This window comes from Pseudomonas sp. IT-P218, from assembly GCF_949767605.1.
GTDB classification, from domain to species: Bacteria; Pseudomonadota; Gammaproteobacteria; order Pseudomonadales; family Pseudomonadaceae; genus Aquipseudomonas; species Aquipseudomonas putida_AE.
This window is the reverse complement of sequence record NZ_CATKQQ010000005.1, coordinates 112,612-135,599: the sequence shown is the minus strand read 5'-3', so window position 1 is coordinate 135,599 and position 22,988 is coordinate 112,612. Positions and strand designations below refer to the sequence as shown.

The following is a 22,988-nucleotide window of genomic DNA, read 5'->3' as shown; positions in this document are numbered from 1 at the left end:
GGTTAAACCTCCTTTGCCATTTTTTTTGCACGTTTGATATCAGCGTTTTGTGATGATTTGTCGCCCCCGGCGAGCAGGATAATGATGACAGTCTTGCGCATCGTGAAGTAAACCCGGTATCCGGCACCCACATCCACGCGCATTTCGCAAACGCCATCACCCACTGACTTGATATCGCCCAAATTACCCGCGAACGCGCGTTCAATGCGACGAGCAATGGCAATCCTTGCCCGCAAATCACGGATTGAGGTGTGCCATGCGGAAAAAATCGCTGTTTGCTGGACAAGATAATTCATTGCGCGACTGTATCCAAGTGGATACGGGTGCGCAGTCAGACATTTCCTGGATTACCGTTGGTTTTTCCGAGGAATGAGTAGGAATGTGTGGCACGGCGAGGAACCTTTGTGGAAGCTAGCCCCCTCCCACATTTGATCCGTGGTTGACCACAAGATCTGCGGTCAACCAGATAACTGATCAATCCTCGCGTTTGACCACCAAGGTCAGAATGTCATAGCTGGCCACCAGCTCACCCAGCTGGTTGGTGACTTCCACATCCCACGCCACCACCCCTTGCGGAATGCCTTGCGGGCTCTTCTTGCCCTGGTCGATCTTGCGTTTGCAGGTCAGGCGCGCCTGGATGGTGTCGCCGATGCCCACCGGGTTGATGAAGCGCAGGGTGTCCAGGCCGTAGTTGGCCAGGACCGGGCCGACGCCAGGGGATACGAACAGCCCGGCCGCCGCCGACAGCACGAAGTAACCGTGGGCGATGCGCTTGCCGAACTGCGATTCCTTGGCGGCGATGTCATCGAAGTGCATGTAGAAGTGATCGCCCGACAGGCAGCCGAAGTTCACCAGGTCCGCTTCGGTGACGGTGCGACGGTGAGTCAGCAGCGACTCGCCGATCTGCAGGTCCTGGAAGTAGCGACGGAACGGGTGCACCTCGGTTTCGATGACCTTGGCGCCGCGCACGTATTCGCCGGTGACCGCCGCCAGCATGGTCGGCGAGCCTTGTACCGCCGCGCGTTGCAGGTAGTGCTTCACTGCGCGCAGGCCGCCGAGTTCTTCACCGCCGCCGGCGCGACCCGGGCCGCCGTGCTTGAGTTGCGGCAGCGGCGAGCCGTGGCCGGTGGATTCGCCGGCGCAGTGGCGATCCAGTACCAGCAGACGCCCATGCAACGCAGCCGCCACCGGAATGGCCTTGGCGGCGATCTGCGGGTCCTTGGTCACCAGGCTGGCGACCAGGCTGCCCTTGCCGCGCGCGGCCAGGGCCAGTGCTTCGTCCAGGTCGTCGTAGGCCATCAGGGTGCTGACCGGGCCGAACGCTTCGATATCGTGGGCACCGCCTTCGGCATGCGGGTCGCGGGCTTGCAGCAGGGTCGGGGCGAAGAACGCGCCCTTGTCGACATTCTCGCCACGCGGTTCGAAACCGTCGCGGGCGCCGAACAGCATGTCGCTGCTCTGCAACAGGGCTTCCAGGCGTTCGGCCACGTCTTTCTGCTGGTCGTGGGAGGCCAGCGCACCCATGCGCACACCTTCCACCGACGGGTCGCCGACCACGACTTTGGCCAGGCGATCACGCAGGCGGGTAGCAACGGCGTCGATGTGCTTGGCCGGGACGATGGCGCGGCGGATGGCGGTGCATTTCTGCCCGGCCTTGGTGGTCATTTCCCGGGCGACTTCCTTGATGAACAGCTCGAACTCTTCGTCGTCCGGGGTGACGTCCGGGGCGAGGATCGCGCAGTTCAGCGAGTCAGCTTCGGCGGTGAATGGCACCGAATTGCGGATCAGGTTCGGGTTGACCCGCAGCTTGGCCGCGGTGTCGGCGGAACCGGTGAAGGTCACCACGTCCTGGCCCTGCAGGCGGTCGAGCAGGTCGCCGGTGCCGCCGATGATCAGTTGCAGGCTGCCCGCCGGGAGCAGGCCGGATTCGTCCATCAGGCGCACCACGGCTTCGGTCAGGTAGCTGGTGGCGCTGGCCGGTTTGACGATGCATGGCATGCCGGCGAGGAAGCTCGGGGCGAATTTTTCCAGCATGCCCCAGATCGGGAAGTTGAAGGCATTGATGTGCACGGCCACGCCGCCGCGCGGCACCAGGATGTGGGTGCCGGCGAAGGTGCCCATTTTGCTCAGTTGCAGCGCCGGGCCTTCGTGCACCACGTTACCCGACGGCAGCTCCCGCGCACCAAGGCTGGCGTAGGTGAACAGGGTGCTGTTGCCACCCTCGATGTCGATCCAGCTGTCGGCACGGGTCGCGCCGCTGTGGTGGGAAATCGCGTAGAGCTGTTCCTTGCGTTCGCTCAGGTACAGGGCCAGGGCCTTGAGGCGCTGGGCGCGTTGCTGGAAGTCCAGCGCCATCAGGCCGCTGACGCCTTGGCGGCGACCGTGTTCGATGGCTTCTGCGAAGTCCGGGCGCTCTTCATGGGTACGGAAGATTTCATGGCCGTCGAGGGCGCTGCGCAAGACTTGTGCGCCGTGTTGGCCGATCCAGCGACCGGCGATGAAGCTCTGCAGGGTAGGGGCATGCAGTGTAGGTGAGGAGGACATCACGATTGCTCCTGATTTTGAAAAGTCTGGGTGCGGTCGCGACCGCACCCTTGCGGAATTACCAAAGCGCCAGGGTGTAACCGACGATCAATCGGTTCTCATCGAGGGCGGTCGTCAGGCCATTGCCGGAGCGGAAGGTCACGTTGCGCCAGCGCAGGCTGACGTTCTTCAACACACCGCTCTGGATGACGTAGCTGATATCGGTGTCGCGTTCCCATTCGCGCCCGTTGTCGACGGTGCCTGCCTTGACGTGGCGACCATCGGTGTAGCGGGTCATGAAGGTCAGGCCAGGAATGCCTTGGGCGGCGAAGTCATAGTCGTAGCGCAGCTGCCAGGAATCTTCCTCGGCGCGGGTAAAGGTGTTGAAAGTCACCAGGTTGACCACGTACGGATCGCCGCCGTTGAGGAACGGAAAGGCGCTGTCGCCGGACAACTGCTGGTAGGCGGCACTGACCTTGTGGGCACCCTGGGATACGGTGAACATGCCGTTGAAGTTGCGGTTGTCGATGCGTCCGGCCTTTTCCGCGCCGTCGCCGCGGCTGTCGAAATAACGCAGGTCGCTGCGCAGGTTGAAACCGTTGCCCAGTGGTTGCGTATGCACCAGTCCGGCGAATTGCTGCCGATAGATCTGCTCGAGCTTGCCGTAGTAGTAGCTCACATTCAGTTGCGGGCTGAATGCGTAGCTGCCGCCGCCGAAGTCGAAGTGATCGCTGCTGGCGGCGGCGTAGCCGATGTCATCGTTGCTGGAGGAGTCGCGCAGGTTGGCCTTGGTCAGGCGTCCGGCATTGAGCGTCAGGCCGTCGATTTCCTGGCTGGTCAGCAAACCACCTTCAAAGGTCGAACCCAGCAGGCGGGTGTCGTTGTAAGTTGCCACGGGCAACAAGGGTTGCAGGGTGCCGAGCTTCAACAGGCTTTTCGATACGCGCAGTTTGCCGGTCAGGCCCAGTTCGCTGTAGTCGTCGTCGGGTTCATGGCTCTGCGGACCAAAGGGCAGCAGGCCAGTGCCACGGCGATCCGGGCTGGAGTCGAGTTTGATCCCCAGCTCGCCCAGGGCGTCGAGACCGAAACCGAAGGTGCCGTCGGTGAACCCGGATTCGACACGCGCCGTGAAGCCCTGGGCCCATTCTTCGGCCTTGGCTTGCGGCGCGTTGTCCTGGCGGAAATCGCGATTGAGGTAGAGGTTGCGCATTTCAATACGGGCCTTGCTGTCGCCGATGAAGTCGGCCATGGCGCTGGGCGCGAACAGGGGCAGACTCAATGCGGCGGCCAGCGAAAACAGTGATTCACAAGGTGCGTTACGTGCGGGCTTCATTATTTTTATTCCCTGCCAATATTCAGTGTTTGCTGGCGCCAGAGGCACCGATACCGGTCATCGAGCGGATGAACTGCGCCAGATAACGGCCGCGCTCAAGGGCTGCACGGGGCGAGGTGTCGGTGACGGAAAACAGCCATGCACTGAAGAACGCCAGGCTCATGGAAAACAGCGCCGGGTTGGAGTACGGGAACAGCGCCTTGTCGTGATGCATCACGTTGACCCACACCGCCGGGCTCAGCACCAGCAGGACAATCGCCGAGACCAGTCCGGACAAGCTGCCGACGACGGCGCCGCGGGTGGTCAGGCCTTTCCAGTACATCGAGAGGAACAGCACCGGGAAATTCACCGACGCGGCGATGGCCAGCACCAGGCCCGAGAGGAAGGCGATGTTCTGCGACTCGAACAGCAGGCCGAGGATGATCGCCAGCACACCGATGCACAGGGTGGCGATACGCGATACGCGCATTTCCTGCTGTTCCGTGGCCTGGCCCTTGCGCATCACGCAGGCATACAGGTCATGGGACACCGCCGAGGCGCCGGACAGTGCCAGCCCGGCAACCACCGCCAGGATGGTGGCGAAGGCGACCGCCGAGATGAAGCCGAGGAACAGATTGCCGCCCACGGCCTGGGCCAGGTGCACGGCGATCATGTTGCCGCCGCCGATGATCGCGCCGCTGGCGTCACGGAATGCCGGATCGGTGCCGACCATGACGATGGCGCCGAAGCCGACGATGATCAGCAACAAGTAGAAGTAGCCGATGAAACCGGTGGCGTAGAACACGCTTTTACGCGCTTCCTTGGCATCGCTGACGGTAAAGAAACGCATCAGGATGTGCGGCAGGCCGGCGGTGCCGAACATCATGCCCAGCCCCAGGGAAATCGCATCGATCGGGTTGGACAGCAACCCGCCGGGGGCCATGATCGCGTTGCCCTTGGCATGCACGGCGGTGGCGCCAGCAAACATCGCTTCAGTGCTGAAACCGAAATGCTTGAGCACCATGAACGCCATGAAGCTGGTGCCGAACAACAGCATCACGGCCTTGATGATCTGCACCCAGGTGGTGGCGAGCATGCCGCCGAAGGTCACGTAGAACACCATCAATACACCGACCAGCATCACGGCGTAGAGGTAGTCGATGCCGAACAGCAACTCGATCAGCTTGCCGGCGCCGACCATCTGCGCCACCAGGTACATCAGGGCCACGGTCAGGGTGCCGAACGCCGAAGTCAGGCGCACCGGCGTCTGTTCCAGCCGGTAGGAAACCACGTCGGCAAAGGTGTACTTGCCGAGGTTGCGCAGGCGTTCGGCGATCAGGAACAGGATGATCGGCCAGCCGGCCAATACGCCCAGGGCGTAGAGCAAGCCGTCGTAGCCATTGAGGAACATCATCGCGGAAATGCCGAGGAACGAGGCTGCCGAGATCATGTCACCGGCGATCGCCAGACCGTTCTGGAAACCGGTCATACCGCCGCCGGCCGTGTAGAAGTCGCTGGCGGAACGGGTGCGCAGGGCAGCCCAGCGTGTCACGCCAAGGGTGAACAGGACGAACACCATGAACATGCCGATGGCGTTCCAGTTCAATGGTCGGGAAGCGCCGTCGGCGGCCACCGCCAAATCAGTGACCACCGCCAGCGGCAGCAGGAACAACGCAAGAAGACGGCTCATCGGGCGCACTCCTGCTTGAGTTTTTCATTCAGCGGGTCGATCACGTTGTTGGCGCGATAGACATAGAACCCGGTCAGCGCAAAGGCCAGCCCGACGATGACGACACCCACCAGCATGCCCACGGTGGTCACGCCGCCGCTCAGGGATTGGCCGAGGGTAGAAGGGGAGAAAGCCACCAGCAGCACGAAGCCGTAGTAGATCACCAGCATGGCCAGGCTCAGTGACCAGTACAGCTTCTGTTTACGGCGCACCAGCTGGATGAAATCCGGGTGCTGGCGGATGAGTTCTATTTCCTGGGGTGTCATGACGCGCGCTCCTTTGTTGTTTTTGTTTTGGGTGAAACAGTGTGTTCGGGTCGATCACCGGCCCCCCTGTAGGAGCTGGCTTGCCAGCGAAGGCGGCCTGAAAACATACAGTGATCTCAAGGGCCTCTTCGCTGGCAAGCCAGCTCCTACAGGGTTTTGCGGTGTTTCAGAGCTGGTCGAAATCCAGCACCACCTTGTCGCTGATCGGGAAGGCCTGGCACGACAGCACATAACCGGCGGCCACTTCGTAGTCTTCCAGGGCGTGGTTGCTGTCCATTTCCACTTCGCCTTCGACGACCTTGCACTTGCAGGTCGAGCACACGCCGGCCTTGCACGAGTAGGGCAGTTCGGCGCCCTGGGCGTTGCCGGCGTCGAGGATGCTCTGGCTGTTGCGCGGCAGGTCGAAGGCCAGGGCTCGGCCGTCGCTGATCACGGTGATCTGGCTGACTGCTGCATCCACCTGGCGCGCCGCTTCGCGGGCCTCGCGTTTCTGCTGGCTGCCAGCAGCGGCGAAGAGTTCGAAGTGGATTCGCTCGGGCGACATACCCTTGGCCTTGAGGCTGTCGCGCACGGTTTCGGTCATTTCCTGCGGGCCGCAGATGAAAGCGGCGTCGAGGGCCTTGACGTCGAGCCAGCGGCTGAACAGTTGCTCGCATTTCTCGGCGTTGATCCGGCCGTTGTACAGGTCGACATCCTGCTGCTCGCGGCTGAACACGAAGATCAGGTTCAAGCGCTGCAAGTAACGGTTCTTCAAGTCTTCAAGCTGTTCGCGGAACAGTGCGCCGGAGCTGGAGCGGTTGCCGTACAGCAGGGTGACGCGGCTGTTGGGCTCGGTTTGCAGGGTGGTCTTGATGATCGACAGGATCGGCGTGATGCCGCTGCCGGCCGCGACCGCCAGGTAGTTGCCGTGGCGAGCGGGGTCGAGTTCCACGCTGAAATGCCCGGCGGGCGGCATCACTTCCAGGCTGTGCCCGGCCTTGAGCTGTTCGTTGGCAAACGCGGAAAAGCGTCCACCGGCCACACGCTTGATGGCGACACGCAGTTCACCGTCGTTGACACCGGTGCAGATCGAATAGGAGCGGCGCACTTCTTCGCCGTCCAGTTGGGTACGCATCACCAGGTGCTGGCCCTGGGTGTAATGAAAGCTGTCTTGCAGATCCTGCGGAATCTCGAAGGCGATGGACACCGCGTCACGGGTCTCGGTGCGCACATCCTTGATGGTCAGGCTGTGAAATTTGCTCATTGTTGTTCTCCAGCTGGGTCGGCCGATTCGCCGCTCAGATGCACTTGAAATAGTCGAACGGTTCCCGGCAATCGACGCAGCGGTACAGCGCCTTGCACGCGGTGGAACCAAACTCGCTGAGCACCTCGGTGTGGGCGCTGCCGCATTGCGGGCAAAGAACCAGCGGGCTCTCGCCGAGCAGGCTGCGTTTGCTGGTGCTGCCTTCGGGCGGCGCGATGCCGTAGGCGCGCAGGCGTTCGCGGCCGCTGGCGCTGATCCAGTCGGTGGTCCAGGCCGGGGTCAATTTGCGCTCAAGTTGCGGCGCCTTGAATCCGGCGAGTTCCAGCGCCTGGCGGATATCGCCCTCGATCACTTCGGTGGCCGGACAGCCGGAGTAGGTCGGCGTGACCACTACGTGCAGATGGCCGGCCTGCCAGTCCAGGTCGCGGACGATGCCGAGGTCGACCACGCTGACCACCGGTACTTCCGGGTCCATGACTTCGGACAGAATCGCCCACGCGGCAGCCAGATCGGTCGGTTGAGCCGGCCGGGCGCCGAGGTCGCTGGCGATCAGCTCACCAGGTTGCATCGGGGTACGCTCGTGGCAGGAACTGCATTTCGGCCAGCAGGATGCCCAGGTGTTCGCTGTGCAGGCCCTTGCGTGCGTTCAGATAAAAATAGCTTGGCGCGGCCGGCACGGGCAGGGTGGCGCTGGTGAAGATCTGGTTGACCTTGGCTTGCCACTGGGTGGCGATGCTGGCGATGTCCGGAGTGATGCCGGCTTCGCACAGGCGCAGCTCGCTGTCATCGGCCGCGATCAGTTCCACGGTGAAGCGCCAGACTTCGGGGATGGCCGCGAGCATGCGCTGGTGGCTTTCCTCGGTGCCGTCACCCATGCGCTCGATCCATTCGCCGGAGCGGCGCAGGTGATAGGTCACTTCCTTCACGGCCTTGGCAGCGATCCCGGCAATGCGTTCGTCGCTGGACTGGCTCAGGCCCTGCAACACCGGCAAATGCCAGGCGTCATAGAGGAACTGCTTGAGCATGGTCACCGCGAAGTCGCCGTTGGGTTGTTCCACCAGCAGCAGGTTGCGATAGGCGCGCTCGTCGCGGCGGAACGCCAGGTGATCGGCGTCACGGCCGTCGTCCAGCAGTTCGGCGGCGTAGTCCAGCCAGTTGCGCGCCTGGCCCACCAGGTCGAGGCCGACGTTCATCAGCGCCAACTCTTCTTCCAGCGCTGGCGCCTTGCCGCACCACTGGCACAGGCGCTGGCCCTGGATCAGGGCGCTGTCGCCGAGGCGCAGCAGGTATTCGATCAGATCAGTCTTGTTGTTCATGGTCGACCTCACATGTGCCCGACTTCGGCCGGCAGCTCGTAGAAGCTGGCGTGGCGGTAGACCTTGTCGTCCGACGGATCGAACAGCGGGTCTTTTTCATCCGGCGAAGAAGCGGTGATCAGCTTTGAGGGCACCACCCACAGGCTTACGCCTTCGCTGCGGCGGGTGTAGAGCTCGCGGGCGTTCTCGATGGCCATGGTGGTGTCGGCGGCATGCACGCTGCCGACGTGTTTGTGGTTGAGGCCGTGCTTGCTGCGCACGAAGACTTCGAAGAGGGTCCACTCGGACATTTCAATTACTCCACATCTGTTCGGTTTTTTGCTGACGGGGCTGAAGATCAAAAGATCGCAGCCTTCGGCAGCTCCTACATGGGATCACCGGCTCCTGTAGGAGCTGGCGCAGCCTGCGATCGTTTGGCGGCATGGGAGTCGCCGAAGATCAAGATCATCAAACGGGCCGAATCAGGCGGCGTTCTTGTTTTGTTTTTTGCGGGCGTGGGCGACGGCGGCTTCACGAACCCAGGCGCCGTCTTCGATCGCCTTGCGGCGGGTGGCGACGCGTTCGGTGTTGCACGGGCCGTTGCCCTTGAGCACTTCGTAGAATTCGCTCCACTGGATTTCGCCGAAGTCGTAGTGGCCGCGTTCGGCGTTCCACTTCAGGTCCGGATCGGGGCAAGTGCAGCCCAGCAGTTCCAGCTGCGGGATGGTCTGGTCGATGAAGCGCTGGCGCAGTTCGTCGTTGCTCTGGCGCTTGATTTTCCAGGCCATGGACTGCGCGCTGTTCGGCGAGTGTTCGTCGCTCGGGCCGAACATCATCAGCGACGGCCACCACAGGCGGTTGATCGCGTCCTGGACCATGTCTTTTTGCGCCTGGGTACCGTGACGCATCATGGTCAGGAGAATTTCGTAGCCCTGGCGCTGGTGGAAGCTCTCTTCCTTGCAGATGCGCACCATGGCCCGGGAATAGGGGCCGTAGGAGGTGCGTTGCAGCACCACCTGGTTGACGATCGCCGCGCCATCCACCAGCCAGCCCACCGCGCCCATATCGGCCCAGTTCAGCGTCGGGTAATTGAAGATGCTCGAGTACTTGGCCTTGCCGCTGTGCAGCTTGGCGATTTCTTCATCACGGTCGGCACCCAGGGTTTCCATGGCGCTGTACAGGTACAGGCCGTGACCGGCTTCGTCCTGGATCTTGGCCATCAATTGCAGTTTGCGTTTGAGGCTTGGTGCGCGGGTGACCCAGTTGCCTTCCGGGAGCATGCCGACGATTTCCGAGTGGGCGTGCTGGGAAATCTGCCGGATCAGGGTCTGGCGGTAGGCATCTGGCATCCAGTTCTTCGCTTCGATCTTGATTTCCGAATCGATTTTTTCCTGGAAGGCGCGTTCCTGTTCGGACATCTCCGAGAGGTCTTTTATGCGCTTTACGCCTGTTTCTACGAGCTGTGCGTACATGGGGGGCTCCCGCCGTGAATCTGTTGAAGGCATGGAGAACTTTATAAGCGATACAGAATTTAATATCAAACATAAAATGACGTGTCGTATTTATTTTTGTATCGCTTTCAGGTTGAGCGGTCCTTCATGAAGCACCGTTCCCCTGTAGGAGCTGGCTTGCCAGCGAAAGCGGTGGCTCAGTTGGCAAATTTATCGACTGGACGCATGCCTTCGCTGGCAAGCCAGCTCCTACAGAGAGGGGTGTCTGTTTTTCATGAAAAAAACCCAAAAAAAAGCCCCGCAAAAGCGGGGCCATAAGGGGTGCAGCAGTCATGCTTTAGGGCGTTTGTCCAATACGTGGCAAGCCTTGCCCTCGGAACGCTTGATCGAGTGGAACGGCTGCAACACGATCCGCGAACTGATCCCGATATACGTCTTGATGTGCTTGCTCAACTCCCCGCAAATAGCCTTCTGCTGTTCATCGCTCAGGTGCTGATGTTCGGCCTTCAACTCGACGTGCACGTCCACGCTGTCCAGGTTGCCATTGCGATACAGATGTATCTCATAGCACTCGGCAAGTTGTTTGACTTTGAGCACCTGCTCCTCGATCTGCGTCGGGAACACGTTGACTCCGCGGATGATCAGCATGTCATCGCTGCGCCCGGTGATCTTGTCGATGCGCCGCATCGGCCGTGCGGTGCCCGGCAGCAGGCGTGTCAGGTCGCGGGTGCGGTAGCGGATCATCGGCAGGGCTTCTTTGCTCAGGGAGGTGAACACCAGTTCGCCCATCTGCCCGTCCGGCAGCACTTCGCCGGTGACCGGGTCGATGATTTCCGGGTAGAAGTGGTCTTCCCAGATCGTCGGGCCATCCTTGGTTTCGGCGCATTCCATCGCCACGCCCGGGCCCATGATTTCCGAGAGGCCGTAGATGTCCAGGGCGGTGATGCCCATGCGTGCCTCGATGGCGCTGCGCAGTTCGGCGGTCCATGGCTCGGCGCCGAAGATGCCCAGGCGCAGGGCCAGTTTGTGCGGGTCGATGCCCTGGCGCTCGATCTCGTCGGCGATGTTGAGCATGTAGGACGGCGTGACCATGATGATGTCCGGCTGGAAATCCTTGATCAACTGCACTTGTTTTTCGGTCTGGCCGCCGGACATCGGGATCACCGTGCAACCCAGGCGTTCGGCGCCGTAGTGGGCGCCGAGGCCGCCGGTGAACAGGCCGTAGCCGTAGGAGATGTGCACCTTGTCGCCACGCCGGCCACCGGCGGCGCGGATCGAGCGCGCCACCACGTTGGCCCAGGTGTCGATGTCATTCTGGGTGTAGCCGACCACCGTCGGTTTGCCGGTGGTGCCGCTGGACGCGTGCAGGCGCACGATGTCGTGCATCGGCACGGCAAACATGCCGTAGGGGTAGTTGTCGCGCAGGTCGGACTTGGTGGTGAAGGGGAATTTCGCCAGGTCGTCGAGGGACTTGATGTCGTCCGGGTGCACGCCCAGCGCATCGAAGCGCTGACGGTACAGCGGCACATTGTTGTAGGCGTGGTTCAGGCTCCAGCGCAGGCGCTCCAGCTGATGCTGGCGCAGCTCGTCGATGCTGGCGGTTTCCAGCGGGTCCAGCACGGGATCAAGCACGGCTTGGGCAATTGGCATGTTCATGTGTTCACTCGAATTGTTTTTGTGTTCCAGCCACTGCATGCAGGGGCTTTGAGTGCATGCCCCAAGGATACCTCTCGGCTCCCCGGGAATCGCGATTCTTTAGTGGGATAGACGCTCGATGATCAGCGCGATCCCCTGGCCGACGCCGATGCACATGGTGCACAGGGCGTAGCGGCCATTGCGTTCCTCAAGTTCATGCAGGGCGGTGGTGACCAGGCGTGCGCCGCTCATGCCCAACGGGTGGCCCAGGGCGATGGCGCCGCCGTTGGGGTTGACCCGTGGGTCGGTGTCGCTCAAGCCCAGTTCGCGCAGTACGGCCAGGCCTTGGGCGGCAAAGGCTTCGTTGAGCTCGATGACGTCCATGTCCGCCAGGCTCAGGTTGGCCACTTCCAGCACCTTGCGCGTGGCCGGTACCGGACCGATGCCCATGATGCGTGGTTCAACGCCGGCGGTGGCCATGGCGACAACGCGACCGCGGGCGGTCAGGCCGTGGCGCTTGGCGACTTCCGGGCTTGCCAGCAACAGCGCGCAGGCGCCGTCGTTGACCCCGGAGGCGTTGCCGGCGGTGATGCTGCCGCCTTCGCGGAACGGCGTGCCCAGTTTGGCCAGTTGCTCGAGGGTGGTGTCGCCACGCGGATGCTCGTCGTGCTCGACCACTTTGGTCGGGCCTTTGCGCTGGGGAATTTCCACCGCGACGATTTCCCTGGCCAGGCGGCCGTTGGCCTGGGCCGTGGCGGCGCGTTGCTGGCTGCGCAGGGCGAAGGCGTCCTGGTCGGCCCGGGAGATGTTGAACTGTTCGGCGACGTTCTCTGCCGTTTCCGGCATTGAGTCGATGCCGTAGGCCTTTTTCATCAGCGGATTGACGAAACGCCAGCCGATGGTGGTGTCGAAAATCTCGGCGGCACGGGAAAACGCCTGCTCGGCCTTGCCCATCACCAATGGCGCGCGGGACATCGATTCGACGCCACCGACCAGCATCAACCCGGTTTCGCCGCTGCGAATCGCCCGGGCGGCAGTGCCGATGGCATCCAGCCCGGAGCCGCACAGGCGATTGAGGGTGGTACCCGGCACGTTGACCGGCAACCCGGCCAGCAATGCCGACATGCGCGCGACGTTGCGGTTGTCTTCGCCGGCCTGGTTGGCGCAGCCGTAGATCACATCGTCCACGCTGCTCCAGTCGACCTGCGGGTGGCGGCGCAGCAGTTCGCGCAGGGGCACCGCGCCGAGGTCGTCGGCGCGCACGCTGCTCAGGACTCCGGCGTAGCGACCGATCGGGGTGCGGACCGCGTCGATGATCAGGGCGTCATTCATTGGGGGTCTCCTGCGCCAGCACCGAGCCGCGCACTTTGTAGGATTTGCCGTGGAACAGGGCGATCAGCTGGCCCTGCTGGTTTTCGATGCGTACGTCGTAGTTGCCGGTGCGGCCGGAACGGCTTTGCTCGATGCAATCGGCCGTCAGCGTGTCGCCCAGGCGCGCCGGGGCGATGTAGTCGATGCTGCAGCCGATGGCCACCGTGGCTTCGTTGTAGCTGTTGCAGGCAAAGGCGAATGCCGAGTCGGCCAAGGCAAACAGAAAGCCGCCGTGGCAGGTGCCGTGGCCCTGCACCATGTCTGCACGCACGGTCATACCCACACGGGCGCAACCAGGGGCCGCGGACAGTAGACGGATGCCCATCCCCTGGCTGGCGGCGTCACGCTGGAGCAGCGTTTGTGCACAGTTGACGGCCAGGTTCATCGCTTCGTGGTTAGTCATGGAACGTTCTCCCTTCGGCGACCCGACGGCGCAGCAGTAGCGACGGCCGGTAGCGTTCTTCGCCATAGGTGGCTTGCAGGTTGTCCAGCACGGTCAGGATCTGCTCGAGCCCGATGGCGTCGGCCCAGGCCAACGGCCCCTGTGGATAATTGACTCCGGCGCGCATCGCCAGGTCGATGTCGGCCGCCGAGGCCACGCCTTGCAGCAGGGCATCGGCCGCTTCGTTGGCCAGCATCGCCACGGTGCGCAGGACGGCCAGTGCCGGGCTGTCGCTGAGCAGGCTGACCTTGAGGCCGGCGCGTTGCAGCAGGGCGATTCCTTGTTCCAGGGCCAGCGGATCAATGCCCGCCGCATGGCTGATGGCGATGCGTTGGGCCTTGCTGTAATCGAGGGTCAGATCCAGCAGGATCAGGTTGCGCAGTCCGTCTTCCCTGGCGCGCTGACAGGCCATGCGCCCGTCGCTCAAGGCCAGCACCGCGTCACCGACCCGCAGCAAGCCGCGACCATCGCGCTGGATGACGTCGACGCCTTGCTCGCGCAGACGTGCAAGCAAACCTTGGGCGATGCCCAGGTCGCCTTCGGCAATGCACGCTTCGACGGCCGCAGCACTGCTGATCTCGGCGGCGGGCGGGCGCTCGGCCCCTTGGACGTAGCTGTAGAATCCCTGGCCGCTTTTACGCCCCAGGCGCCCGCCGTCCACCAGCTCTTTCTGGATCAGCGAAGGCAGGAAGCGTGTGTCCTGGTAATAGGCATCGAACACCGAGCAGGTCACGGCATAGTTGACGTCATGGCCGATCAGGTCGGTCAGCTCGAACGCGCCCATGGCAAAGCCGCCGGCCTCGCGCATCAGCGCATCCAGGGTCGCGCAGTCGGCGGCGCCTTCCTGGAGCATGCGCAGGCTTTCTGCGTAGAACGGCCGGGCCACGCGGTTGACGATGAAACCCGGGGTGGAGCGGGTGTGCACCGGTTTTTTGCCCCAGGCCTTGGCGGTGTCGTACAGGCACTCGGCCAACACCGGATCGCTGGCCAGGCCGCAGACCACTTCCACCAGCGGCATGACCGGTGCCGGGTTGAAGAAGTGCAGGCCGAGCAGGCGTTGCGGGTGATCGAGTTGCGCGGCGATGCGGGTGATCGACAGCGACGAGGTGTTACTGGCCAGGATGCAGCGGTCGCCGCAAATCTCTTCCAGCTGGCGGAACAGCGCGCGCTTGACCTCGAGGTTCTCGACGATGGCTTCGATGATCAGCGCGCAATCGGCCAGGGCTTCGATCGCTTCCACGGCGTGCAGGCGTGCAATCGTCGCGCTGCGCGCATCGGCGGACAGCTTGCCGTTCTCGACCCGTTTGCCCAGTTGCCGGTCGATGCCGGCAATGGCCTGGGCGGCAGCGCCGGGGCGATTGTCCAGCAGCAGCACCGGATGCCCGGCCTGCGCCGCGACCTGGGCAATGCCGGCGCCCATGGCACCGGCGCCGATCACCGCGATACGTGCAGAATTGTTCAGTGCGGTCATGACTCAGCGCCCCTTGAAGCTTGGGCTGCGTTTTTCCATGAAGGCGCCGACACCTTCGCGATAGTCCTCGCTGCGCCCGGCCAGGCGTTGCAGGTCACGTTCCAGTTCCAGCTGTTCGTCAAAGGTGTTGCTCAGGCTGGCGTTCAGGCTGCGCTTGATCAGCGCCAGGCCGTAGGTCGGCTGGGTGGCCAGGTGTTGCGCCAGTTTCAGGGCTTCATCGCGCAGTTCGGCGTCTTCCACGCAGCGATAGATCAAGCCCCATTGCTCGGCCTGTTCGGCCGTCAAGCGATTGCCGAGCAGGGTCAGTGCCTTGGCGCGGGCCATGCCGACCAGGCGCGGCAGGGTCCAGGTGCCGCCGGAGTCGGGGATCAGGCCGATCTTGCAGAACGCCTGGATGAAGCTGGCCGAACGCGCTGCCAGCACCAGGTCGCAGGCCAGGGGAATGTTCGCGCCGGCACCGGCGGCCACGCCGTTGACCGCGCAGATGACCGGCATCGGCAGGTCGCGCAGCTGGCGGATCAGCGGGTTGTAGAACTTCTCGATGGACTCGCCCAGGTCCGGCACGGCGCTGCCCGGCGCGACATTGCGGTCGCTCAGGTCCTGGCCGGCGCAGAAGCCACGACCTTCGCCGGTCAGCAGCAACACGCGCACGTCGGGGTTCTGCCGCACTTGCTTGAGCGCTTCCTTCACTTCGCCATGCATCTGGGTGTTGAAGCTGTTGAGCTGCTCCGGGCGATTGAGGCTGAGCAGGGCGACGCCGGCCTCGATGGAAAACAGGATGTGTTCGAAGTTCATGGTCTTGGCGCTCTCTTGGCGATCTCGAATTCGGTGATTACTGACCGGTGAAGGTCGGCGTGCGTTTTTCCTGGAAGGCGGCGATGCCTTCGTCGCGGTCGCGGGTGCCGGCCAGCACGGTGAAGGCATGGCGCTCGAAACGCAGGCCGCTGGCCAGGTCCGTGTCCATCGCCTTGAGCAGCGCTTCCTTGGCCAGGCGCACCGCCAGCGGGGCTTTGCCGGCGATGTGGCGGGCGATCTGCAGGGCGCGATCGACGGTGAATTCCGGCTGGGTAACTTCGCTGACCAGGCCGGCGCGCTGGGCCTGGCGGGCGTCGATCGGCTCACCGGTCAGGACCATTTGCATGGCCATGGACTTGCCGACGGCGCGCAGCAGGCGTTGGGTGCCGCCTGCGCCGGGCATGATCCCGAGATTGATTTCCGGCTGGCCGAAGCGGGCGTCAACACCTGCAATGATGATGTCGGCGTGCATTGCCAGTTCGCAGCCACCGCCAAGGGCGAAGCCGTTGACCGCGGCGATCAGCGGTTTGTTGAAGCGGGTGATGGCCTGCCAGGAGGCCTGGCGCGGGTCGTCGAGGATGCCGACCAGGTCGCGCTCGGCCATTTCCTTGATGTCGGCACCGGCGGCGAAGGCCTTGCGACTACCGGTCAGGACCACGGCACGGGTCTCGGGATCGGCTTGGGCCACGCTCAATTCGTCCGCCAGTTCGCCCAGCAGCTGCGTGTTCAGGGCGTTCAGCGCTTGCGGGCGCTGCAGGGTAATCAGGCGTACGCCAGGCTCGATGAATTCGACGGCAAGGGTTTGAGGCATGGCGGAGGCCCTCACGGTGAACGCTCGGCGGTGATGCCGGCTTGTTATTGGATCGGCCGCAGGGGCCGGTTTTGCCGGAGTATACCTGCAATGTGATACGCAAATGCAATAACAAAATTCATTTAATGTGTCTTATTGATGTGAGTTCAGCTGTTATCCAGTGATGCTTTAGCACTATGGGTGGCGGTTTCAGTTCATATTTTATTGGGTTTTAAGGCTGTTTTTGCGTTGCGGCGCAGGTCGTCGGAAAGGCCCGGTTCAAGTGATACGCTTTTTAGTCTTTGTGAATTGAAAAGCGATATGATACAAAATAAGTCAATATCCGCATCGCTTTGTGAAGGAAGCTGCCATGACCTGCTACAGCCTTGATGGCCTGACCCCGGTGGTTGATCCGAGCGCCTATGTGCATCCGTCCGCCGTGTTGATCGGCGACGTGATCATCGGCCCCCACTGTTATGTAGGGCCGCTGGCCAGCCTGCGGGGCGACTTCGGGCGGATCGTGCTGGAGGAGGGCGCCAACATCCAGGACACCTGCGTGATGCACGGCTTTCCCGACAGCGACACGGTGGTGGAGCGTAACGGTCACATCGGCCACGGCGCGGTGCTGCACGGTTGCCGGATCGGCGCCGATGCGCTGGTGGGGATGAATGCGGTGGTGATGGACAACGCACGCATCGGCCCGCGGTCCTTCGTTTCGGCGGCGGCCTTCGTCAAGGCCGGCTTCGAATGCCCGGAGCAGTCGCTGGTGATGGGCGCACCGGCCAGCGTCAAGCGCACCCTCAGCGATCAGGAAGTGGCGTGGAAACAGGCGGGGACTCGTGAGTATCAACAGCTGGCCAGGCGGTGCCTGGAACAGATGCAGGTGTGTGAACCGCTGGCGGAGCCAGAGCCGGATCGCCCGCGTATCAGCGACAGCGGCCATCGCCCTAAAGGTGGTTGATTCCCCCGTAGGAGCTGCCGCAGGCTGCGATCTTTTGATGTTGATTTTTGAAAGATCAAGATCAAAAGATCGCAGCCTCCGGCAGCTCCTACCGGTATATTCCTTTTCTTTTTTTGCTCGGTACGCCCATGTCGTCCCTGACACCCTTGAATCACCTGATCACCCGCTTCCAGGAACAGACGCCGATCCGCGCCAGCTCGCTGATCATCACGTTGTACGGTGATGCCATCGAGCCCCATGGCGGTACCGTGTGGCTGGGCAGCCTGATCCAGTTGCTCGAACCGATCGGCATCAACGAACGGCTGATCCGCACCTCGATTTTCCGCCTGACCAAGGAAGGCTGGCTGACCGCCGAAAAGGTCGGTCGGCGCAGTTACTACAGCCTGACCGGCACCGGTCGCCGGCGTTTCGACAAGGCGTTCAAGCGGGTCTACAGCACCACGATGCCGGCCTGGGATGGTTCCTGGTGCCTGGTGATGCTGTCGCAACTGACCCAGGACAAGCGCAAACAAGTGCGCGAAGAGCTTGAATGGCAAGGTTTTGGTGCGATTTCGCCGGTGGTGCTGGCCTGTCCGCGCAGTGATCGCACCGATGTCAACGCCACGCTGCTGGACCTCGGCGCCCAGGAAGAAACCATCGTCTTCGAAACCACCGCCCAGGACGTACTGGCCTCCAAGGCTCTGAGGCTGCAGGTGCGCGAGAGCTGGAACATCGAGGAACTGGCCACCCACTACAGCGAGTTCATCCAGCTGTTCCGACCGCTCTGGCAAGCACTTCGCGAGCAGGAAAACCTGCAGCCTTCGGACTGCTTCCTGGCGCGGATCCTGCTTATTCACGAATACCGCAAATTGCTGCTGCGTGACCCGCAACTGCCGGACGAGTTGTTGCCCGGCGATTGGGAAGGACGCGCGGCCCGACAGTTGTGCCGCAACATTTACCGTTTGATCTACGCCAAGGCCGAGGAATGGCTGAACAGTGCACTGGAAACCGCCGACGGCCCGTTGCCGGATGTGGGCGAGAGCTTTTATCGACGCTTTGGCGGGTTGAAATAACCCGTCGAGGGTAAAGGAGAGTCGCTGTTCAGGAGAACCTGTTGATTGACGTAGACAATAAAAACAAGCCTGCGTGAGGCCTGACATGATTTCTACAACTGCACAGCGCCAGGATGGGTTCGATCAGTGGATCCATCAGATCAACCAGATCTGTGGCGCCTTCAACGCACAACCCCTGGGCACCGGTTTTGCGGGCCAGATCCGCGAATACCGCAGCGATGCCCTCAAGCTCAGCTTCGTCGACGCCTGCCAGGCGCGGCTGTACCGCACGCCGCAGGAAGTGGCGGCGGGCGAGGGTGGCAAATACTTTGCGGTGTTCCAGCTCGATGGCACCGCGGGCATGGCCCAGGGCGACGACCGGGTGCTGCTGTCCGCCGGGGACATCACCTTGATCGATGCGGCGCGGCCCAGTGATTTCACCTACAGCGAAAACTCCCGGCAGTTGTCGTTGATCCTGCCGTATCAACTGGTCGAACAGACCCTGCGCTTCAACCAGGTCAAGTGCGGCCACCGCATCGCTGCGTCGTCGCCCATTGCCATGCTCTCCCATCGGCTGATCCTCGACGCCACGCGCCAACAGCATCTGACCCGGCAGGAAAGCGAAGCGACCCTGGAGGCGATCGTCAGTCTGTTGCGCCCGGCCATCAGCCAGACCGACGATTGCACCGATCCGCACGAGCGGACCTTCCGCAAGACCCTGAGCTTCATCGATCAGCACATCCGCTGCGAAGAACTGTGCCCGGAATGGCTGGCGCGGGAAGTCGGCATTTCGACTCGTGGCCTGTACCGGATGTTCGCCAAAAAAGGCCTGGTGGTGGCGCGCTACATCAAGAACCGCCGGCTGGACCTGTGCGCCGAATCCCTGCGCCAATCGCGCAAGGAAGAGAAATTGTCGGTGCTGGGGTATTCGTGGGGTTTTTCCGATTCGAGCTATTTCTCGACGGCATTTAAATCGCGTTTCGGCATAGCGCCGGGGGAGTATCGCAAACAGCATGCGTGACCGTTTGCATGGGCACCGCTTAACCCTGTGGGAGCGAGCCTGCTCGCGATAGCGGTCATTCAGTGACAAAGATGTCGCCTGACACTCCGTCATCGCGAGCAGGCTCGCTCCCACAGTTTTTTTGTGTGTGACTCATTTCGGGGAGTTGAGGTTCAGCGTCGGCGTTTCATCGAAGAAATTCCACGGCTTGAGCAGCACATGCACCCATTCGGTCGGCATGATCGGCCATTCTTCGGCCCGGGCGATGTGGGTGGTGCCGGTGGTCAGCCAGACCACGTCGTCGGTGTTCTCGATCGAATGGTTATCCTGAGTGAATTGCCCCAGTCCCGAGTCTTTGTCCGAGCGGTTCGGGTACTTGCCTTCCGGGTACTTTTCCTCCGGGTTGTATTGCGTCACCCACAGCTGTTTGTCCATGAAGCTCAGGCGGTGGTACAGCCATTCATCGGTGCCGAAGTTGGCGCCCTTGGCCACCGGGTGCGTGCCACCGGCATAGGGAATCAGCTGGTAGGACACCGGGTTGCCGACCTTGTTTTCCTTGCTGAAGTTGGTCAGCAGGCGCACGGTCGATGGGTCGAATTTCTGCGCCGCTTGCTGCTCGGTGCTGACCACGCGGGTTTCGGTCTGCATGGTGCTGGTACGCGGGCCGCCTCGGTCGTTGGGCAGCACTACCGGGTTCACCTCTACCAGGGAGTTTTGCTCGCCGTCCACGTCCATGTCGAGGCGGAAGTTATAGATGTGCTGGTGCGTGGTGCCGACGATGTTGTGGTCCAGCAAGGTGCCATAGCGCGTGTCTTCCTTGGCGGTGTCTTCGTGCATGGTCCTGGATTTCACGCCCTTGACCGCTTCGATGCCGGTGGCGCCGGCGTCGATGCCGATGGTGCCGTTCTGCTGGAAGACCCAGTCGAAGATGTAGTCGTAGTTGCCGACGGTGCTGATCCAGCGCACCACCAGTTCGCGCCGCTCGGTGCTGAGGTTGGGCTGGCCCATTTCCTGGTGTTTGTATTCCGGCCCGGCGTAGCGCTCGAACACCGCCATGGCCCGCGGGATCGCGGTCGGTGCGCCGGTGTAGTCGGCGATGGTGGCGTCCAGCAGCACGGCGTTTTCCGGGGCGTCTTTGCCGCGGGCGATTGGCGAGGTCAGGGAGCCCATGCCGTAGTCGCCCGAGTCGAGGTAGGCCTTGAAGTACCAGCCGACGTCCGGGTCGCCGTAAGGCACGATCATGCCGCCCAGGGAGCCTTCGTACATGACCTTGCGCTTCTTGCCCTGGTCGTCATAGGTGACCGTGGACAGGATCGGGCCGACCCGCGAATCGAGGCGAACGTGGAAATCCCAGTTCTGCCAGTGAATGCTGTTGCCGGTGATGGTGTAGTTCTTGCCTTCGGGTTCGATGATTTCCAGCGGCTTGACCGCTACGCCCTTGCGCCCGCGTCCGTCGTAGGGCGTCGGTTTCATCGGCACCGGAATCAGCGCTTCGTCTTCGATCTTGATGAGCTTTTTCTGCTCCAGATCGACAATCGCCACCAGGCCCTCGATCGGGTGCGCCCAATAGTTGCCGTCATCGACGTTGAGGTAGCTGACGATCTTCAGCAGGCGCTTGTCCTGGGCCAGACCGTCCTTGCCGTCGAAGTAACCGACGGTCAGCGGCGTCGCGACGACCTTCTTCACATCGTTGATGCCGCGCTTGGCCAAGGCTTGCGCGTATTCGGGGCTGGTCTCGACTGCGGTCTGCACCGTGGCGAAATCATCCAGCAGCACCATGCCGTGGGCGCCTTCGATCGGCTTCCATGAGTTGAGCGTCTTGCTGTCTAGATCCACCAGCGCTTCGATCACATGCTTGCCGTCGAGCACCACGATAGTGGCCTGGCGCGGCTGTGTGACGTTTTGCCCGGTGAAGACGAAGTTCCACACCTGATCCTTCGGCGGTTCCTTGACCGATACTTCGGTGAAGCGAAAACCTGGCTTGTAGTGTTCCGATTGCTTGACGATGTCCACCGCCGTGGTGATTTCAGCCGCACTCAGGGGGTTGAGCGGGCTGGGACGGGTCTCGACGACGAAGGTCGTGTCCAGGCCGGACTGGAAGACCTGGTTGATGAAGTCCTTGGACATGTACGCCGTCTTGCCCTTGAACACCACGGGCACTGTCAGCTCCATGCGCTTGCCGTTGAGCATGGCCACTTTACTGTCCGGCTTGACCTTGAGATAGACGCCGTCCTTGGCAATGGTGAACAGGTTCGAGTAGTCGTCCCATTTGACGGTGGCACCAAATTCCTCGAGACCCGCTTGCAGCGGCACCATTTCGGCGTGGCCACCGTGGGCCTGGGCAGTGCCCATGCACAAAGGCAGGCCGAGGACACTCAGGGAAATGGCCAGGGCGAGCCGGGCAAGCGGTGATCTTTTGGGCGATGCTTTGGCGCTGGACATGGGTGCATTCCTGGAGAAAAGCCGGTGACTGGCATTGTTGCACTTTGCTACAGCCAGTCGATGCCTGCCTTTGGATTCCTGCCAGATTGCTTTGTCTGCCTGCCTTTTACTTGCGCATCGCCACATACGAATTGCGCAGGTCGCTGGCCCAGCCGTCGAGCACGCCCTTGACGTTGGCCGTGGTAATCACCTGCTTGTCGTTTTCCAGCGGTATTCCCGTGCCTTTGCGCACTACCGTGGCGACGAGGGTTTTGCTCCCGCCATCGAGAAAGGCGACCTCGGTGGCAATTTCACTGTCCTGGTCACGGATTCCGGTGGCGGTACTGACGCCTGCGACAACCAGGGTGATCGGTAGCCATTCGTAAAAGCGCAGGCCCTGGGTGCTGGCGGTCACTCGAGTGATGGCCGGCCGCACGATCAGGGTCTTGGGTCCCGGAGTGTTGACCACGGTCAAGACCTTGCCCAGCTCATGCTTGAGCACCGCATCGTAGTACCAGGTGGTGTCGCCAAGGGTGGTCTGTGGCAGGCGTTCGCTCGGCTTGGGCTCCGGGTAGTAGCGGCTCGGTTCGATGTATACCTGGGTGTAGCGGTCGAGCTCAAGCTTCGGGTTTACCCAACTCAGTACCGGTTGGCCCGAGGGCGACTGGTGCTCCGTCAAGGTGCTGTAGTCGTTCAAAAAACCTGAATAGTTGTCCGGCGCGACGGTTTTGCTGCTGCACGCTGAGAGGGCGATGCTGGCGACTGCCAAAAGCGGCAGCGAGAAGAGTTTTCTCATCAAGGGGTTCCTGGGTGGAGGGGGGAGCTAGGCAGGTCTTCCGAGCATTCGATACGCAGATCGCCGTTGGCCATGATCCACTGGGTGAACTCGGCAATCGGAACGCGGTGGATGTATTCCACCCAGGTCCCGGTGCTCGGGCTGTATTGCTCGAAATAGCGGCGCAACACGACGTGGGTCCGATCATCGGTCAGTCCCAGGCACGCCTGCTGGAATAGAATCGGCTCGTCGTTCGCTGGCGCACTGGTGCGTTGGTTGAGGATCACCGTATGAGTGCTGTCGGTTGTCTCGGTCGCGTAATTCGATCCCTGCATGGAAGACCTCATGAATTGGAATCCGCGCAGGGTGCCGCAGGGCAGTAACGACCGTATGTCCGATTGATGTCGGGCGGGCAGGAATGTTTCCGGTTTGAAATATATGACCCTGGCCGCGGAATGGTTTTAGATACGCTCTTTT

The 22,988-nt window shown here is 62.3% G+C and carries 22 protein-coding genes; 3 read left to right on the top strand and 19 right to left on the bottom strand.

Annotated elements, in window-relative coordinates; all coding sequences use genetic code 11:
* Positions 1 to 2 precede the first annotated feature (2 nt).
* The 16 genes from ACM6I6_RS04365 to paaF form a co-directional block, all read right to left on the bottom strand.
* A complete protein-coding gene (locus ACM6I6_RS04365; RefSeq protein WP_274075485.1) occupies positions 3 to 296 on the bottom strand; it encodes a type II toxin-antitoxin system RelE/ParE family toxin in 294 nt (97 codons plus the stop codon).
* 178 nt (positions 297 to 474) lie between these two features.
* Positions 475 to 2,544, bottom strand: a complete 2,070-nt coding sequence (gene paaZ, locus ACM6I6_RS04360; RefSeq protein WP_408597834.1) for a phenylacetic acid degradation bifunctional protein PaaZ — start codon at positions 2,542 to 2,544, stop codon at positions 475 to 477.
* 58 nt (positions 2,545 to 2,602) lie between these two features.
* On the bottom strand, positions 2,603 to 3,856 hold the full coding sequence (locus tag ACM6I6_RS04355) for an OprD family porin (protein WP_323606875.1): 1,254 nt from the start codon (positions 3,854 to 3,856) through the stop codon (positions 2,603 to 2,605).
* Between the two features lie 22 nt (positions 3,857 to 3,878).
* Positions 3,879 to 5,525 carry a cation acetate symporter gene (locus ACM6I6_RS04350; protein WP_323606874.1) on the bottom strand — a complete coding sequence of 549 codons (1,647 nt, stop codon included), beginning with the start codon at positions 5,523 to 5,525 and terminating at the stop codon, positions 3,879 to 3,881.
* Positions 5,522 to 5,830: a DUF485 domain-containing protein gene (locus ACM6I6_RS04345; RefSeq protein ID WP_007978006.1), complete on the bottom strand. Its 309-nt coding sequence runs from the start codon at positions 5,828 to 5,830 to the stop codon at positions 5,522 to 5,524. Before ACM6I6_RS04345 ends, ACM6I6_RS04350 begins: the two co-directional genes overlap by 4 nt.
* Positions 5,831 to 5,996: 166 nt before the next feature.
* Positions 5,997 to 7,073, bottom strand: a complete 1,077-nt coding sequence (paaE, locus tag ACM6I6_RS04340) for a 1,2-phenylacetyl-CoA epoxidase subunit PaaE (protein WP_414919471.1) — start codon at positions 7,071 to 7,073, stop codon at positions 5,997 to 5,999.
* A 34-nt stretch (positions 7,074 to 7,107) separates the two neighbouring features.
* Positions 7,108 to 7,641 carry a 1,2-phenylacetyl-CoA epoxidase subunit PaaD gene (paaD, locus tag ACM6I6_RS04335; RefSeq protein ID WP_274075480.1) on the bottom strand — a complete coding sequence of 178 codons (534 nt, stop codon included), beginning with the start codon at positions 7,639 to 7,641 and terminating at the stop codon, positions 7,108 to 7,110.
* The gene (gene paaC, locus ACM6I6_RS04330; protein WP_414919470.1) at positions 7,628 to 8,389 is read right to left on the bottom strand and encodes a 1,2-phenylacetyl-CoA epoxidase subunit PaaC; all 762 of its coding nucleotides are present in this window, start codon (positions 8,387 to 8,389) and stop codon (positions 7,628 to 7,630) included. The genes paaD and paaC overlap by 14 nt, the downstream gene beginning before the upstream one ends.
* An 8-nt stretch (positions 8,390 to 8,397) precedes the next feature.
* A complete protein-coding gene (paaB, locus tag ACM6I6_RS04325) occupies positions 8,398 to 8,679 on the bottom strand; it encodes a 1,2-phenylacetyl-CoA epoxidase subunit PaaB (protein ID WP_020795551.1) in 282 nt (93 codons plus the stop codon).
* A 171-nt stretch (positions 8,680 to 8,850) separates the two neighbouring features.
* Positions 8,851 to 9,840 carry a 1,2-phenylacetyl-CoA epoxidase subunit PaaA gene (gene paaA / locus ACM6I6_RS04320; protein ID WP_414919469.1) on the bottom strand — a complete coding sequence of 330 codons (990 nt, stop codon included), beginning with the start codon at positions 9,838 to 9,840 and terminating at the stop codon, positions 8,851 to 8,853.
* 309 nt (positions 9,841 to 10,149) lie between these two features.
* Positions 10,150 to 11,475, bottom strand: coding sequence for a phenylacetate--CoA ligase PaaK (gene paaK / locus ACM6I6_RS04315; protein WP_323627190.1), 1,326 nt, complete (start codon positions 11,473 to 11,475; stop codon positions 10,150 to 10,152).
* A gap of 99 nt (positions 11,476 to 11,574) precedes the next feature.
* Entirely contained in the window at positions 11,575 to 12,786 is a 1,212-nt protein-coding gene (pcaF, locus tag ACM6I6_RS04310; RefSeq protein ID WP_414919468.1) for a 3-oxoadipyl-CoA thiolase, read from the bottom strand.
* Positions 12,779 to 13,228, bottom strand: coding sequence for a hydroxyphenylacetyl-CoA thioesterase PaaI (gene paaI / locus ACM6I6_RS04305; protein WP_323627189.1), 450 nt, complete (start codon positions 13,226 to 13,228; stop codon positions 12,779 to 12,781). The genes pcaF and paaI overlap by 8 nt, the downstream gene beginning before the upstream one ends.
* Positions 13,221 to 14,738: a 3-hydroxyacyl-CoA dehydrogenase PaaH gene (gene paaH, locus ACM6I6_RS04300; RefSeq protein ID WP_414919467.1), complete on the bottom strand. Its 1,518-nt coding sequence runs from the start codon at positions 14,736 to 14,738 to the stop codon at positions 13,221 to 13,223. Before paaH ends, paaI begins: the two co-directional genes overlap by 8 nt.
* 3 nt (positions 14,739 to 14,741) lie before the next feature.
* Entirely contained in the window at positions 14,742 to 15,533 is a 792-nt protein-coding gene (paaG, locus tag ACM6I6_RS04295; RefSeq protein WP_274075473.1) for a 2-(1,2-epoxy-1,2-dihydrophenyl)acetyl-CoA isomerase PaaG, read from the bottom strand.
* Between the two features lie 37 nt (positions 15,534 to 15,570).
* The gene (gene paaF, locus ACM6I6_RS04290; RefSeq protein WP_274075472.1) at positions 15,571 to 16,344 is read right to left on the bottom strand and encodes a 2,3-dehydroadipyl-CoA hydratase PaaF; all 774 of its coding nucleotides are present in this window, start codon (positions 16,342 to 16,344) and stop codon (positions 15,571 to 15,573) included.
* Positions 16,345 to 16,693: 349 nt separating this feature from the next.
* Between paaF and paaY the strand changes: the two genes are divergently transcribed.
* The 3 genes from paaY to feaR all read left to right on the top strand — a co-directional run bounded on the left by paaY (position 16,694) and on the right by feaR (position 19,336).
* Complete coding sequence (gene paaY, locus ACM6I6_RS04285) at positions 16,694 to 17,284, top strand: phenylacetic acid degradation protein PaaY (protein ID WP_408597813.1); 591 nt, start codon at positions 16,694 to 16,696, stop codon at positions 17,282 to 17,284.
* Positions 17,285 to 17,412: 128 nt separating this feature from the next.
* Positions 17,413 to 18,336: a phenylacetic acid degradation operon negative regulatory protein PaaX gene (gene paaX, locus ACM6I6_RS04280; RefSeq protein ID WP_274075470.1), complete on the top strand. Its 924-nt coding sequence runs from the start codon at positions 17,413 to 17,415 to the stop codon at positions 18,334 to 18,336.
* A gap of 85 nt (positions 18,337 to 18,421) precedes the next feature.
* On the top strand, positions 18,422 to 19,336 hold the full coding sequence (feaR, locus tag ACM6I6_RS04275) for a transcriptional regulator FeaR (protein ID WP_414919466.1): 915 nt from the start codon (positions 18,422 to 18,424) through the stop codon (positions 19,334 to 19,336).
* A gap of 132 nt (positions 19,337 to 19,468) precedes the next feature.
* Here feaR and tynA read toward each other — a convergent pair whose 3' ends face one another.
* The 3 genes from tynA to ACM6I6_RS04260 form a co-directional block, all read right to left on the bottom strand.
* A complete protein-coding gene (gene tynA / locus ACM6I6_RS04270) occupies positions 19,469 to 21,757 on the bottom strand; it encodes a primary-amine oxidase (RefSeq protein WP_414919465.1) in 2,289 nt (762 codons plus the stop codon).
* Positions 21,758 to 21,863: 106 nt separating this feature from the next.
* On the bottom strand, positions 21,864 to 22,532 hold the full coding sequence (locus ACM6I6_RS04265; RefSeq protein ID WP_323606863.1) for a DUF3313 domain-containing protein: 669 nt from the start codon (positions 22,530 to 22,532) through the stop codon (positions 21,864 to 21,866).
* Positions 22,532 to 22,846 (bottom strand): hypothetical protein, encoded by a 315-nt coding sequence (locus ACM6I6_RS04260; protein ID WP_274075466.1) that lies wholly within the window; start codon positions 22,844 to 22,846, stop codon positions 22,532 to 22,534. The genes ACM6I6_RS04265 and ACM6I6_RS04260 overlap by 1 nt, the downstream gene beginning before the upstream one ends.
* Positions 22,847 to 22,988 lie beyond the last annotated feature (142 nt).

Bases quoted from the DNA above. Each gene is read 5' to 3' on its own strand.
- ACM6I6_RS04265 (WP_323606863.1), bottom strand. From the start codon at position 22,532: ATGAGAAAACTCTTCTCGCTGCCGCTTTTGGCAGTCGCCAGCATCGCC.
- paaA (WP_414919469.1), bottom strand. From the start codon at position 9,840: ATGTACGCACAGCTCGTAGAAACAGGCGTAAAGCGCATAAAAGACCTC.
- tynA (WP_414919465.1), bottom strand. From the start codon at position 21,757: ATGTCCAGCGCCAAAGCATCGCCCAAAAGATCACCGCTTGCCCGGCTC.
- ACM6I6_RS04355 (WP_323606875.1), bottom strand. From the start codon at position 3,856: ATGAAGCCCGCACGTAACGCACCTTGTGAATCACTGTTTTCGCTGGCC.
- ACM6I6_RS04350 (WP_323606874.1), bottom strand. From the start codon at position 5,525: ATGAGCCGTCTTCTTGCGTTGTTCCTGCTGCCGCTGGCGGTGGTCACT.
- paaG (WP_274075473.1), bottom strand. From the start codon at position 15,533: ATGAACTTCGAACACATCCTGTTTTCCATCGAGGCCGGCGTCGCCCTG.
- paaZ (WP_408597834.1), bottom strand. From the start codon at position 2,544: ATGTCCTCCTCACCTACACTGCATGCCCCTACCCTGCAGAGCTTCATC.
- ACM6I6_RS04345 (WP_007978006.1), bottom strand. From the start codon at position 5,830: ATGACACCCCAGGAAATAGAACTCATCCGCCAGCACCCGGATTTCATC.
- ACM6I6_RS04260 (WP_274075466.1), bottom strand. From the start codon at position 22,846: ATGCAGGGATCGAATTACGCGACCGAGACAACCGACAGCACTCATACG.
- paaX (WP_274075470.1), top strand. From the start codon at position 17,413: ATGTCGTCCCTGACACCCTTGAATCACCTGATCACCCGCTTCCAGGAA.
- paaF (WP_274075472.1), bottom strand. From the start codon at position 16,344: ATGCCTCAAACCCTTGCCGTCGAATTCATCGAGCCTGGCGTACGCCTG.
- paaC (WP_414919470.1), bottom strand. From the start codon at position 8,389: ATGAACAACAAGACTGATCTGATCGAATACCTGCTGCGCCTCGGCGAC.
- feaR (WP_414919466.1), top strand. From the start codon at position 18,422: ATGATTTCTACAACTGCACAGCGCCAGGATGGGTTCGATCAGTGGATC.
- paaY (WP_408597813.1), top strand. From the start codon at position 16,694: ATGACCTGCTACAGCCTTGATGGCCTGACCCCGGTGGTTGATCCGAGC.
- paaI (WP_323627189.1), bottom strand. From the start codon at position 13,228: ATGACTAACCACGAAGCGATGAACCTGGCCGTCAACTGTGCACAAACG.
- paaE (WP_414919471.1), bottom strand. From the start codon at position 7,073: ATGAGCAAATTTCACAGCCTGACCATCAAGGATGTGCGCACCGAGACC.
- ACM6I6_RS04365 (WP_274075485.1), bottom strand. From the start codon at position 296: ATGAATTATCTTGTCCAGCAAACAGCGATTTTTTCCGCATGGCACACC.
- paaB (WP_020795551.1), bottom strand. From the start codon at position 8,679: ATGTCCGAGTGGACCCTCTTCGAAGTCTTCGTGCGCAGCAAGCACGGC.
- pcaF (WP_414919468.1), bottom strand. From the start codon at position 12,786: ATGAATGACGCCCTGATCATCGACGCGGTCCGCACCCCGATCGGTCGC.
- paaD (WP_274075480.1), bottom strand. From the start codon at position 7,641: ATGCAACCTGGTGAGCTGATCGCCAGCGACCTCGGCGCCCGGCCGGCT.
- paaK (WP_323627190.1), bottom strand. From the start codon at position 11,475: ATGAACATGCCAATTGCCCAAGCCGTGCTTGATCCCGTGCTGGACCCG.
- paaH (WP_414919467.1), bottom strand. From the start codon at position 14,738: ATGACCGCACTGAACAATTCTGCACGTATCGCGGTGATCGGCGCCGGT.